The sequence below is a fragment of the Kocuria sp. SL71 genome (genome assembly GCF_026672465.1).
GTDB lineage: Bacteria > Actinomycetota > Actinomycetes > Actinomycetales > Micrococcaceae > Kocuria > Kocuria palustris.
The window spans coordinates 1,553,148-1,565,028 of the sequence record NZ_JAPPRE010000001.1 but is presented as its reverse complement, the minus strand read 5'-3'; the positions used below and the strand labels follow the sequence as shown (position 1 = coordinate 1,565,028).

At 72.7% G+C, this 11,881-nt stretch carries 13 protein-coding genes and 1 pseudogene; all 14 read left to right on the top strand.

The window, feature by feature from the left end; genetic code table 11:
• Positions 1-26: 26 nt before the first annotated feature.
• The 14 genes and pseudogenes from OVA15_RS07035 to OVA15_RS06970 all read left to right on the top strand — a co-directional run bounded on the left by OVA15_RS07035 (position 27) and on the right by OVA15_RS06970 (position 11,849).
• On the top strand, positions 27-434 hold the full coding sequence (locus OVA15_RS07035; protein ID WP_006214242.1) for a phosphopantetheine-binding protein: 408 nt from the start codon (positions 27-29) through the stop codon (positions 432-434).
• A gap of 2 nt (positions 435-436) precedes the next feature.
• Complete coding sequence (gene acpS / locus OVA15_RS07030) at positions 437-940, top strand: holo-ACP synthase (protein WP_206390293.1); 504 nt, start codon at positions 437-439, stop codon at positions 938-940.
• A gap of 22 nt (positions 941-962) precedes the next feature.
• Positions 963-1,397 carry a hydroxymyristoyl-ACP dehydratase gene (locus OVA15_RS07025; protein WP_006214245.1) on the top strand — a complete coding sequence of 145 codons (435 nt, stop codon included), beginning with the start codon at positions 963-965 and terminating at the stop codon, positions 1,395-1,397.
• Positions 1,394-2,719 carry a beta-ketoacyl-[acyl-carrier-protein] synthase family protein gene (locus OVA15_RS07020; protein WP_206390291.1) on the top strand — a complete coding sequence of 442 codons (1,326 nt, stop codon included), beginning with the start codon at positions 1,394-1,396 and terminating at the stop codon, positions 2,717-2,719. Before OVA15_RS07025 ends, OVA15_RS07020 begins: the two co-directional genes overlap by 4 nt.
• Entirely contained in the window at positions 2,716-3,204 is a 489-nt protein-coding gene (locus tag OVA15_RS07015) for a hypothetical protein (protein ID WP_053447732.1), read from the top strand. Before OVA15_RS07020 ends, OVA15_RS07015 begins: the two co-directional genes overlap by 4 nt.
• The gene (locus OVA15_RS07010) at positions 3,201-4,538 is read left to right on the top strand and encodes a beta-ketoacyl synthase N-terminal-like domain-containing protein (RefSeq protein WP_268143997.1); all 1,338 of its coding nucleotides are present in this window, start codon (positions 3,201-3,203) and stop codon (positions 4,536-4,538) included. Before OVA15_RS07015 ends, OVA15_RS07010 begins: the two co-directional genes overlap by 4 nt.
• A pseudogene (locus OVA15_RS07005) lies at positions 4,535-5,242 on the top strand (beta-ketoacyl synthase N-terminal-like domain-containing protein); the annotation flags it as partial. The gene OVA15_RS07010 and the pseudogene OVA15_RS07005, both read left to right, overlap by 4 nt.
• 124 nt (positions 5,243-5,366) lie before the next feature.
• A complete protein-coding gene (locus tag OVA15_RS07000) occupies positions 5,367-6,854 on the top strand; it encodes a beta-ketoacyl synthase N-terminal-like domain-containing protein (protein ID WP_326493307.1) in 1,488 nt (495 codons plus the stop codon).
• Entirely contained in the window at positions 6,844-7,728 is an 885-nt protein-coding gene (locus tag OVA15_RS06995) for an alpha/beta fold hydrolase (RefSeq protein ID WP_268143995.1), read from the top strand. Before OVA15_RS07000 ends, OVA15_RS06995 begins: the two co-directional genes overlap by 11 nt.
• Positions 7,725-8,885: an FAD-dependent monooxygenase gene (locus OVA15_RS06990; RefSeq protein WP_268143993.1), complete on the top strand. Its 1,161-nt coding sequence runs from the start codon at positions 7,725-7,727 to the stop codon at positions 8,883-8,885. Before OVA15_RS06995 ends, OVA15_RS06990 begins: the two co-directional genes overlap by 4 nt.
• Before the next feature lie 184 nt (positions 8,886-9,069).
• A complete protein-coding gene (locus OVA15_RS06985) occupies positions 9,070-9,507 on the top strand; it encodes a hypothetical protein (RefSeq protein WP_235044728.1) in 438 nt (145 codons plus the stop codon).
• Between the two features lie 5 nt (positions 9,508-9,512).
• Positions 9,513-10,712 carry an FAD-dependent oxidoreductase gene (locus tag OVA15_RS06980; protein WP_268143991.1) on the top strand — a complete coding sequence of 400 codons (1,200 nt, stop codon included), beginning with the start codon at positions 9,513-9,515 and terminating at the stop codon, positions 10,710-10,712.
• 145 nt (positions 10,713-10,857) lie between these two features.
• A complete protein-coding gene (locus OVA15_RS06975) occupies positions 10,858-11,406 on the top strand; it encodes an ester cyclase (protein WP_024290059.1) in 549 nt (182 codons plus the stop codon).
• Entirely contained in the window at positions 11,403-11,849 is a 447-nt protein-coding gene (locus OVA15_RS06970; RefSeq protein WP_268143989.1) for an anthrone oxygenase family protein, read from the top strand. The genes OVA15_RS06975 and OVA15_RS06970 overlap by 4 nt, the downstream gene beginning before the upstream one ends.
• Positions 11,850-11,881: the final 32 nt, after the last annotated feature.

The window sequence follows — 11,881 nt, the reverse complement described above, 5'->3', positions numbered from 1 at the left end:
GGACCGACACACAGAAGGAGAGCGCAATGACCGCTTCGATCGCTGAGACCAACACCGAGCTCTACGAGAAGGTCCGCGACTGCGTGGCCGAGGCACTGGCCCTGGACCTGGACGAGATCTCGCCCGAGTCCACCCTGCTCGACGAGCTGGGCGCCGAGTCCATCGACCTGCTCGACATCCTCTTCCGCATCGACCGCGCCACCGGCGTGAAGATCCAGTCCGACGAGCTGGCCAGCTACGTCCAGGGCGGCATCCCCGACGAGGAGTTCGGCGACGAGGACGCCGACGTCATCACCCCCAAGGGCATGGACCAGCTCAAGAAGGTCATGCCGCAGATCGCGGAGAAGGACCTCGACGGCAAGCTCTCGCCCGAGGACGTCATGAGCCACTTCACCGTGGCGAACCTGACCGAGCTCGTCGCCTCCCGGGCCTGATCATGACGGTCCGGGAACCGCAGGCTGAGCTGGTGCGGGTGGGCGTGGACCTCGTGGAGACCGAGAAGCTCGCTCGCCTCGCCGAGCGGTTCCCGGACCGCCTGCCGGATCTGTTCACCGCCGCCGAGCTGGCCTACGCGCTGCGCGGCGGACGGCGCAGCGGTGAGCGGCTCGCCGCCCGGTTCGCCGCCAAGGAGGCCGCGTTCAAGGCCCTGGGCACCGGCATGAGCCGGGGCGTGGGCTGGACGGAGATCGGCATAGAGCGCGAGCTCAGCGGCCGGCCCCGGCTCGAGCTCACCGGGCGCGCGGCGGCCACCGCCGCCCGGCTGGGCCTCACCGGTGCGGACGTGAGCCTCTCGCACACCCGTGACTACGCGATCGCCCACGTCGTCCTCTACGCGGCCGCCTCCGAACGCGGCACGACGGCGGCGCCGGCACCGCCCTGCGGCCCGAGCCGCTGGGTCGCCCCGGTGCCGGCCGCGCCGGCCGCGACCACCACCAGCTGACACACCACCGTCAGGAGCACTGATGAGATTCCACCTCGTGGATCGGATCGAGGAGCTGAGGCCGCACGAGTCGGTGCGCGCCGTCAAGGCGACCTCGCTGGCCGAGCCCTACTGGCAGGGCGAGCCGCCCGTGATGCCGCCGAGCCTCGTGCTCGAGAGCATCTGCCAGGCCGGCACCTGGCTGATCATGGGCTCGACCGAGCTGACCCGCCGCGCGGCGCTGCTGCAGGTGGGCGAGCTGCGCACCCACGGGCTGGTCCGCCCCGGCCAGCGCCTGGAGCTCACCGGCACGGTCGTGTCCTGGACCGAGGAGATCGCCGTGCTCAGCGGCCGCGCCGCGGCCGACGGCGAGCTGGTGCTCGAGGCGGAGGACATCATGTGCTCGCTCATGGACGCCGAGACGCTGCAGGACCGCGAGACCTCGCGGCGGCTCTACGAGACGCTGGTGCGCGCATGAGCCCCGCCCAGACCGCCCGCCGCCGCGTGGTGATCACCGCCGCCGGTGCCGTGACGCCGCTGGGCCTGGACGCCGAGTCGACCCTCGAGTCCCTGGTGGCCGGTCGCAGCGGCGTCCGGGAGATCACCCAGTTCGACGCCTCGACCTACCCCGTGCGCATCGCCGGCACGGTGCCCGTGGAGGATGCCCGCACGCTGGTGCCCGACGTCGCCGAGGCCGAGCTGCTCTCCCGGCAGGGAGCCTTCGGCGTGGCCGCCGGGCTCGAGGCGCTGCGCCGCTCCGGGCTGCCCGCCGCCCGCGACGAGGACGAGGCCGACCGCCGCACCGTGGTGGTCGGAGCCACCGCCGGCCGTCCCGACCTGCAGGAGATGGCCGAGTTCTTCCACCGGGTCAAGTCCGAGCTGCCCCTGCACAGGCCGCTGATCGAGGACGTGCTGCGCCGAGACCAGAACATCCCTGCCGCGGTGCTGGCCCGAGAGGCCGGCTTCCGCGGAGCGGTGGAGTCCGTCTCGACGGCCTGCACCGCCTCCGGGCACGCGATCGGCGAGGCCTTCCGCCAGATCCAGGAGGGCGAGGCCGATGCGGCCCTGGCCGGCGGCTACGACTCGCTCGTGACCTGGCTCGACGTCCTGGGCTTCTCCCTGCTGGGAGCGCTGACCAAGGACCACGCCGATGAGCCCGAGCGCGCCTCCCGGCCCTTCAGCGACGACCGCTCGGGCTTCGTGCTCGGTGAGGGCGGGATCATGCTCGTGCTCGAGGAGCGCGAGTCCGCCCTGCGCCGCGGCGCCCCGATCCTGGGCGAGATCGCCGGCTACGCCGCCACCATGAACGCCTACCGCATGACGGATCCGCCGCCTCCCGGGGGAGGGGTGACCCAGTGCATGGTCCGGGCCGTCGAAGACGCCGGGGTCCCCGCCGAGCGCATCGGCTACATCGCGGCGCACGGCACCTCCACTCCGGGCAACGACGTCAGCGAGTCCCAGGCCGTGCGCGAGGTCTTCGGCGCCCACGCCGGCGAGCTCGTGATGACCTCCGTGAAGTCGATGAGCGGTCACCTCACGGCTGCGGCCTCCGCTCTCGGAACGCTCGGAGCCCTGGGGGTGCTGGCCGATGGCCGCGTCCCGCCCACGATCAACCTGGAGAACCCGGATCCGGATTGCGACCTGGACTACGCCCCGCAGCCTGGCCGGGTCCTGGACACCGACGCCGTGCTCGTCAACGCGTTCGCCTTCGGCGGCACGAACGCCTGCACGGTGATCACCCGCCACGTCGACGACGCGGCGCGGCCCGCCCGACCCGCCGATGAGGAGGCCGCACGATGACGCAGCGCAGCACCACCCGCATGCCTCAGCTCACCGGCGTGGACCGGGTGACCGAGCTCGTCCCGGGCGTGAGCGCCCGCGGCGTGCGCGGGGTCGGCGGGACCATGGACCTGCTGGACGACCACTTCCCGGACTTCCCGGTGCTGCCGGGCGTCCTGCTGCTGGGCTCGCTGGCCGAGCTCGCGGCGATCGTCGAGGAGTCGACGACCGACGAGACCGCCGAGGCCGCGGCGCCGGCGCTGCAGCTGGGCGGGGCCACCCGCGTGCAGTTCCGCACCTTCGTGCGCCCCGGCGACGTCCTGGAGCTGGAGGTCAAGCGCACCGGTGAGAAGACCTACCGCGCCTCGGCCTCGGTCGAGGGCAAGTCCGTCATGAAGGTCAACGCGCTGCGCCTGGAGCGCGTGGCCCCGATCGGCGCGCCGGATGCGCGCGGGACCGTCGACGGCGCCGACAGCACCGGACAGGGAAGCGAGGTCGGCGCATGAACGACGTCGTCATCACCGGCATCGGCGCCGTCACGGGCCTGGGACACAGCGCCGAGCAGAACTGGGAGGCGCTGCTGGAGGGACGCAGCGCGGTCGCCCCCACGCAGTCCTTCGACGCCTCGTCGCTGGACTGCCGCGCCAGCGCGGAGGTCGCGGAGCTGCAGTCGGCGCTGAAGCCGCTCGTGGACCGGCGCATGCTGCGCAACATGATCCGCAACGACCGCCTGGCCGCACTGGGCGCCGTGCATGCCGTCCGCGATGCGGGCCTGGAGGGCCAGCTGGAGCAGGCCGGGCTGTACCTGGCCAGCGCCAAGGAGATCTCCGAGCCGGACAAGGTCATGGACGCCGTGCTGCTGGCCCGCGACGAGGACGGCTCGGTCGACTACCAGGTCATGGGCGCCGAGGGCGCCGCCGACTTCTACCCGCTGTTCTACGTCGAGGGCCTGCAGGCCGCCTCGCTGTTCTACATCTCCAAGGTGCTCGAGATGAAGGGCATCAACGCCTACGTCTCGGGCGCCGCCGAGGCCGGGATGTCCGCCCTGGGCATGGGCCTGCGCGCGATCCGCCGGGGCGAGGCCGAGGTGGTAATCGTCGGGGGCTTCGACGACGCTACGTCGTGGTGGAACCAGTCCAAGTACCAGGACTGGGGACTGCTGCAGCACGGGCAGGACCAGCCGCACCCGTTCGCCGCTGAGGGCGCCGGCACGGTGCTCGGCGAGGGCTCGGTGTTCCTGGTGCTCGAATCCTCCGACCACGCCGCCGCCCGCGGGGCCCGTGTCTACGCGGGGCTGGAGGCCGTGTCCTCCCGCCAGGACAGCGCCAGGGTCTTCACGCCCCTGACCGACGGCGACGGACTGGCCCGCGCCGTGCGCGCCGCGCTGGCCGGGGCCGGGATCGACGGCGAGCAGATCGCAGCCGTCGTGGCCGAGGGCACCGCGACCGCTGATGGCGACGCCCGCGAGGTCCAGGCGCTGAGCGAGGCGCTGGGCGCTGCCCGTCCGGCCGTGACGGCGGTGAAGGGCGCTGCCGGGCACACGACGGCGGCCTCCGGGCTGCTCAACGTGGCCGTGGCCGCGCTGGTGCTGGAGGCCGGGACGGTTCCGGCGATCGTCGGGACCGCCGCCGAGCAGGCAGGCGAGCCCGAGCTCGATCTCGTGCTGGGCAGCGCCCGGCCGCTGCCGCTGTCCGACGACGGCCCTTCCGGTGCGCTCGCACTCGCCCAGGGCTTCCAGGGCCAGTCCGGCGCAGCCGTGCTGCGCCGCGCCCAGACCTCGCGCGCCGCCGGGACCGGCGCCGCCGACCAGACCGCAGACCAGGGGGAACGATCCGAATGAACCAGCAGCACGCAGCAGCTCAGCCCCGTCCCGTCGTGGTGGCCGTGGGCGCGGTGACCTCGCAGGGCCGCGGCGCCGAGGCCACCTGGGAGGGCGTGCGCGACGGCAGCGTCGCGATCCGCACCGTCCAGCGTCTGTCCACCGAGGGCATCCGCACGGACATCGCTGGCGAGGTCGCCCCGCTGGACAAGCCCGCCGATCGCGCCGGCTACCCCGAGGGCTACGACGATCCGGCGCTGGACTTCGCGCTGATCGCCGCCGAGGAGGCCATGGCCGCAGCCGAGGGACTCGGCATCGAGCCGGAGCGCTGGGGCCTGGTCCTGGGCACCTGCAACGCCGGGCTTCTCTCGGTCGAGCAGTGGTACCTCGACGAGCGCGCCGGGCGCGAGGGCAAGGGCGAGGCTCTGGCGTACTCGACCCCGCAGGGCCTGGCCGAGGCCGTGGCAGGAGCCCACGCCATCCGCGGCCCGGTCCTGTCGCTGAACACCGCCTGCGCCGCCGGCGCCAACGCGGTGGGCTATGCCGCCGAGCTGATCGCCGACGGTCGCGCCGATGCCGTGCTCACCGGTGGCACCGATGCCCTGTCCGATGTGCTGTTCGCCGGGTTCAACTCGCTCGAGTCGCTGTCGCCGGAGCCGGCCAAGCCGTACTCCGCCGACCGTCAAGGACTCTCGCTGGGCGAGGGCGCGGCCATGATGGTGCTCGTGCGCGAGGACCTGGCCGAGCAGCTGGGCCTGGAGGTCCTGGCGCAGTTCGCCGGGCTGGGCCTGTCCGCCGACGGCTACCACCCGACCGCCCCCGAGCCCGAGGGCCGCGGCGCGGCGGGCCATCCAGGAGGCGCTGCGCCAGGCCGGGGTCTCGGCCTCCGAGGTCGGCTACCTGAACTCCCACGGCACGGGCACCGCCAAGAACGACCCCGCCGAGACCGCCGCCATGCGACGGGCTCTGGGGGAGGACCTGGACCAGATCCGGGTGTCGTCGACGAAGTCCATGATCGGGCACCTGCTGGGTGCGGCCGGGGCCTCCGAGGCTATGGTCACGGTCAAGGCGCTGCAGACCCAGACCGCGCCGCCCACCGCCGGGCTCGTGACCCCCGACCCGGTCTGCGACCTGCGCCATGTGCCGATCGAGGCGCAGCCGATGGAGACGAACGCGGCGATCTGCAACAACTTCGCCTTCGGCGGGGCGAACGCCTCGCTCGTGCTCACCCGCGATCATGAGGACACGCGCCTGCCGGTCAGCGATCGCCGGGTCGTCCTCACGGGTCTGGGCGCGGTGACCTCCGCCGGGGAGACGGTGTCGGCGCTCGAGGAGGCGGTGGCCGTTGGCGAACAGGCCTTCACCGAGGTCGAGGGCCAGCAGGTCGGGCTGTTCACGGCGACCGGCAAGGAGCAGCTGGCCCCCCGCGTGCGCCGGCGCATGGATCGCCTGGCGATCGGCTCGGTCGTGGCCGCGCAGTCCGCGCTCGAGCACGCCGACCACACCGCAGGCGAGCGCACCGGCATCATCCTGGGCACCGAGATCGGGCCCATGGACGTCATGGAGCGCTTCGCCCAGCCCCTGTTCGACGAGGACCCCTCCGCGGCCAACCCGGCGCTGTTCCCGAACACCGTCTACAACGCCGCCGCCGGCCAGGTCGCCATGAACCTGGGCTGCGTGGGCCCCACCACCACGCTGACCGCAGGACGCGCCGCCGGGGCGCTCACGCTGAGCATGGGCGCCCAGGAGATCCGGCGCTGTCGCGCCGACGCGATCCTGGGCACCTCCGCGGAGGCGCTGACCCCGTCGGTCGTGCGCGGGCTGCGGGACCTGGGCCTGTTCGACGGCGGCGACTGGCACGCCGCCGAGGGCGCTGCCAGCGTGCTGATCGAGGACCGGGACTCCGCCCTGGAGCGCGGTGCCCAGCCGCTGGCCGAGCTGCTCGGCACCGGCATGGCCTCCGACGGACTGGGCATCGGCTCGGTCTCGGCCGAGGGCGAGGGCCTGGAGCGCGCCGTGCGCGACGGCCTGCAGCGCGCCGGCGTCTCGGCGCAGGACGTGCACCACGTGTGGGTCGACCTCAAGGGCTCGGCCGGCTCCGATGCCGCCGCCGAGTCGGCCCTGGGCCGTGTTCTGCCGCAGGCCCAGCGCCACGCCAGCCGCCCGGTGCTGGGCGACTCCTTCGCCGTGGGCGGTCTGCTGGACGTGGTCCTGGCCGCCGGGGCGATCTCGCGCGGCGAGGCCGAAGGCCCCGTCGTCGTGACGACCTCCAGCTCGAACGGCTTTCACCTGGCCCTGGTGCTGGGCGCGGCCGAGGCGGATCACGGTGTCTCCTAAGGCTCGCCCGCTGCCGCAGCTGTGGAGCGCGCACGACCCCGTCCTGGCCTACGGGAGCCTGGGCCGGGGCGTGCCGCGGATCGTGCACGTCCACGGTCTCGGCGCTCGCTGGCAGGTCTTCAAGCCGGTCATGGCCGGTCTGCAGGAGCACACGCAGCTGGCCCTCGACCTGCGCGGACACGGGCTCTCCGGGAGAGCGGCAGGGGATTACTCGGTGGAGGCCATGGCGGGGGACCTGATCGACCTCCTCGAGGCGCACTGCCCCGAGCCGGTCGTGCTCAGCGGCCACTCGCTGGGCGGCTGGGTCGCGATGGCGGCCGCCTCCCGCAGACCCGAGCTGATCGACGGGCTCGTGCTGATCGACTCGCCGCTGCACTCGCGGCGACCGGATCCCTCGATCACGCGGTCCTACCTCGCGGACGCGCCCCTGGTCCTGCGAGCGGTGTCGCGCTCGCCGGAGCAGCTGGACCCGGCGGTGCTGGAGGCCTACCACGACGGAGAGTTCGCCGCCCCGTGCCCGGCCGAGGACCTGCTCGTGCGCTTCGACGGACCGGTGGCGCTGCTGCAGGCCGACGAGGACCGCGGCGGGCTCATGTCCGCCGAGGACGTGCAGAGGGCACGACAGGCGCACCCGCGCCTGCACCACGTGGCCTTCGACGGCATCGGCCACGCCGTGCAGGTCGAGGACTCCACGGGACTGATCGAGCAGCTGCGCGGCTTCCTCGAGATCCTCGACGAGGGCCGCGGCTCGCACGCCGTCGGCACCGTTCCGGCGAGGGAGCCGGAGGCCGTCGGCAGCAGGGTTCAATACGCGGGCTCCGGGGCTGCGGCCTCGGGTGCCGCACGGGACGAGGACAGGATCGAGCAGCCATGAGAAGAGCAGAGATCGTGATCGTCGGCGGCGGCATCGCCGGACTGACGGCGGCCAACGCGCTGCAGCAGGCGGGCTTCGGCGTGCGCGTGCTCGAAGCGCGCGAGACCGCCTCGACGGCCGAGCTGGGCGCCGGCATCCACCTGTGGCCCAACGTGATCGACTGCCTGCACCGGCTGGGGCTGGCCGAGCCGGTGATCGAGCGCGGCACCGTGGTGCGCCGCCACCGCTATCTCACCTGGCGCGAGCGCCAGATCGGGACCCTGGACGTGGAGAAGCTGGCCGCCGGCGCGGGCTGCCCGGCCGTGGGCGTGACGCGCACGCACCTCTACCAGACCCTGCTGCAGGCCCTGGAGCCGGGCACCGTGCGCTTCGGCATCTCGGTGACCGGCTTCGACCGCACGGATTCCGGTGTCATCGTGCGCACCGGCGACGACCAGAGCCTGCGCGCTGATGCCGTGATCGGCGCCGACGGCATCGGCTCCGTGATCCGCCGCCAGCTGCACGGCCCCGCCGAGCCGCGCTACTGCGGGCTGACCGCCTGGCACGGCACGACCGACTACCAGCACCCCGAGCTGGTCCCCGGCGACATGGCCATCTACTGGGGCCCCACCGGGCGGATCCTGCACTACCACGTCAGCGACGGCGAGCTGTACTGGCTGGCGCTGCTGCAGGCGCCGCCGCGGTATCCGGACGTGCCGGGGGAACGTCAGGCCGAGGCGATCCGCCGCTTCCGGGGCTGGCCCGCGCACGTCCAGTCGATGGTCCGCTCGACCCCGGAGGAGCGCATCCTGCGCAACCACATCCTGGACCGCGACCCGCTCCAGCACTGGGGCCGCGGCCGCGCCACGATCATCGGCGACGCCGCACACCCCATGACGCCGGACATGGCCCAGGGGGCCGGTCAGGGCATCGAGGACGGGCTCAGCGTGGCCCTGGCCTTCCAGCGCGAGGCCTCCGTGGCCGAGGCGCTGCGCAGCTTCGAGGAGCGGCGCAGGGACCGGGCCAACGGCTTCGTGAAGTCCTCCCGCCAGGTCTCCTCCGTCTCCACCTTCACGGCCAAGCCCATGATCGCCGTCCGCAACGAGATCGTCCTGCGCGCCATCTACCGCACGCATCCCTGGGGCACCGCGCAGAAGGAGATCATCCCCGTGCTGTGACCCGCCCGCCCACCCGTGACATCTGTCGGGGGTGCGGGCGGGCAGGACAGCGCACGGGGAGTCGACGGAATCCCCATAGACCCAGCCGACCAGGGCTGATGTGATGAGACCGGATGCCTGTGCCTCCGCCTCGCACGTCGTCGCCGATACCGGCTCGACGAGCCGACCGACAGTCAACGACCCCATGAAGGAGACCACCATGAAGCCGCTGCGCCGAGGAGCCCGCGCCGCTGAAGGGCTGCTGCTGCTGGCCACGATCGGAATCGAGGCCGGGGGCAACTACGTCCTGGCCCTGACCCGGGGCGAGGCCGAGGGCACCGAGTTCCAGCGCACCTTCGCGCGCTCGGGCCACGGCCACGCCGGATCCCTGGCCACGCTGGGAGCCGTCACCGTCATCCTGGCCGAGCAGACCGAGCTGAAGGGCCCCGCGCTTCAGGTGGCGCGCTGGGCCGTGCCGGCCTCGGCCGTGCTCATGCCGGCCGGATTCTTCCTCTCCTCGAACGGTGAGAACCGCGAGGAGCCCAATGAGCTCTACGTCCTCGTCCAGGCGGGCGCCGTCACCCTGGCGGCCGGGCTCGTGACCCTGGGCGGAGCGCTCGTCGCATCAGCCGTCAAGAGGTGAGGACAGTGCTGGAACGTCGTCGACTGGCCATCATCGGAGCAAGCCCAGCGGGTCTGGCCACCGCGCGCACCCTGCAGGGCAGGGGCTGGGACGTGCACGTCTTCGACGCCCGCCCCACCCTGGAGTCCAGGGACGGCGGCTGCTATGTGCTGTGGTACGCCGGGGTCATGGCCCTGCAGCGCATGGGGCTCATGGACCGGGCGCGGGAGGTGAGCTCGCCGATCACCAGCTTCGAGATGTCCGGAGCCCGCGGCGAGCAGTTCACTACGATCGACACCGTGGCCGAGGGCCGGCAGTTCGACGACTCCGTGCCGATCGCGATCAAGCGCGCCGATCTGGTCAATGTGATCGCCGACAGCTCGCCCGAGATGACTTTCCATCGCGGCACGAACGTGCGCGAGGTCCTCGACGCCGCAGGCGGGCCGCGGGTCGTGCTGACCGACGGCACCGAGGACCGCTTCGACGCGGTGGTGGGCGCCGACGGCATCAACTCCGCGGTGCGGGCGACCCTGCACCACGCGGATCCGCCGCGCCATCCCGGCTACGCCCACTTCTGGGGCATGGCCCAGGCCCCGGTGACCGGTGCGATGCCCGGGACGTTCCGCATCATGCACGGCGCGGCGGTGCGCTTCGCGCACTTCTGGCTCGACGACGAGACCATCGTGTGGTGGTGCGTTCGCCCCTCCGGGCCCTCCCCGGAGGGCGACAGCCTGGGCTCGCAGCTGTCCATGGCCTCGCTGCTGGCCGAGTGGGATCCCGTGGCCGCCGAGCTGGTCTCGCGCACCGAGGTCATCACCCGCCGTGACACGATGGATCAGCCGCCGTTGCGGCGCTGGGGCAGCGCCCGCATCACCCTGGCCGGCGACGCCGCCCACGCCATGACCTTCGACCTCGGCCAGGGAGCGGGCACCGCGCTCAGCGACGGCGTGGTCCTGGGCTCCCTGCTGGCTCAGGACCGCGGCATCACCGAGGCGCTGCGCGCCTACGAGTCCGCCCGCCGGCCCACGGCCAACATGATCGCCCGGGCCTCGCGCGGAGTCGGCGCCTCGGCACACCGCCCTGGTATCGGCCCGGCACTGAACGCGCAGTTCCTCAAGCGCTTCGGCCCGGCCGTCACGCCCCGGATCTTCGCCGCGGATGCCAAGGCCCAGCTCAAGGCGCTGGGCCCCGTCCAGCCGCTGAGCGCGGCGCACCAGGAGCACTGATGGGCCGCCACCGAGCAGCAGGACCGGCTGTCGGGCGCCGTCGTCGAGACGACGGACCCCGACGGGCCGCCCGACCCGACCTCGATGAGGCAGCCGAGCCCATCCACCCCACCGAGACCACCCCGACCTCGAGGAGCGCGAGACCATGACCGACGCCCAGCCCGCCCCGACCCCCGCCGAGCCGTCGCGGCCCGGACTCGACATCGAGCGCAACCGCATGCTGATGGTCGATTACCTCGAGAACGCCTGGAACCGCCAGGACTGGGACTATGCCAAGCGCGCCGTCCACCCCGATGTCGTCTTCCACGACCAGATCCGCGAGGGGCTGCCGCCCGGGCACGAGGGCATGTTCCAGGCCATGCACCGCGTGTTCGAGGCCGTCCCGGACTTCCACGTGGAGATCACCGAGATGATCTGCGAGCGCGACCTCGTCACGGTCGTCTTCCACGGCTCCGGCACCCACACCGGCACCTTCATGGGCTACCCGGCCACGGGCCGCCCGGTCGTGTTCGACTCGATCAGCATCGTGCGCTGGTCCGATGAGGGCCAGATCATCGAGGGCTGGCAGGAGGCCGATCAGATGGGCATGGCCCAGTCGATCGGCATGATGCCCTCGGGCTCCATGCCCAAGCCGATGGCCTACGCCATGTCCTTCGGCACGCGGTTGTCCGACCGCCTGAAGAAGCGCCGATGACGGCCTGGCTGGCCTTCCTCTGGCTGTTCGTCCCGGGCTTCACCGCCTGCGCCGAGTTCGGCTCCTACGCGTTCGTGCACCCGGTGCTGCGCCAGCTCGACCGGCAGAACCATGTGATCGCCGAGAAGGGGCTCGTGAAGACCTTCGGGCGGATCATGCCCGTGCTCATGACGGCCTCGCTCGTGCTGCTGATCTCCGGGGCCGTCGACCTGGGCGGAGCCACCCTGCCCGTGCTGGCGGCTGTGCTCTGGGGCATCGCGCTGATCACCACGATCATCGTTAACGTGCCGATCAACTTCCGGACGCACTTCTGGCAGGACGACGAGTCCACGGCAGGAGCCTGGTCCGGCATGCGACGGCTCTGGGAGGTCTTCCAGGGCGTGCGCTCGTGGCTGTTCCTCATCAGCTTCGCGCTGGTCTGCGCGCATGTGGCCGTGAGCTGATCCGGCATTGCCCGACCCCAACCCGCGCCTGC

Bases quoted from the DNA above. Each gene is read 5' to 3' on its own strand.
- acpS (WP_206390293.1), top strand. From the start codon at position 437: ATGACGGTCCGGGAACCGCAGGCTGAGCTGGTGCGGGTGGGCGTGGAC.
- OVA15_RS06990 (WP_268143993.1), top strand. From the start codon at position 7,725: ATGAGAAGAGCAGAGATCGTGATCGTCGGCGGCGGCATCGCCGGACTG.
- OVA15_RS06970 (WP_268143989.1), top strand. From the start codon at position 11,403: ATGACGGCCTGGCTGGCCTTCCTCTGGCTGTTCGTCCCGGGCTTCACC.
- OVA15_RS07010 (WP_268143997.1), top strand. From the start codon at position 3,201: ATGAACGACGTCGTCATCACCGGCATCGGCGCCGTCACGGGCCTGGGA.
- OVA15_RS06975 (WP_024290059.1), top strand. From the start codon at position 10,858: ATGACCGACGCCCAGCCCGCCCCGACCCCCGCCGAGCCGTCGCGGCCC.
- OVA15_RS07020 (WP_206390291.1), top strand. From the start codon at position 1,394: ATGAGCCCCGCCCAGACCGCCCGCCGCCGCGTGGTGATCACCGCCGCC.
- OVA15_RS06985 (WP_235044728.1), top strand. From the start codon at position 9,070: ATGAAGGAGACCACCATGAAGCCGCTGCGCCGAGGAGCCCGCGCCGCT.
- OVA15_RS07015 (WP_053447732.1), top strand. From the start codon at position 2,716: ATGACGCAGCGCAGCACCACCCGCATGCCTCAGCTCACCGGCGTGGAC.
- OVA15_RS07025 (WP_006214245.1), top strand. From the start codon at position 963: ATGAGATTCCACCTCGTGGATCGGATCGAGGAGCTGAGGCCGCACGAG.
- OVA15_RS07035 (WP_006214242.1), top strand. From the start codon at position 27: ATGACCGCTTCGATCGCTGAGACCAACACCGAGCTCTACGAGAAGGTC.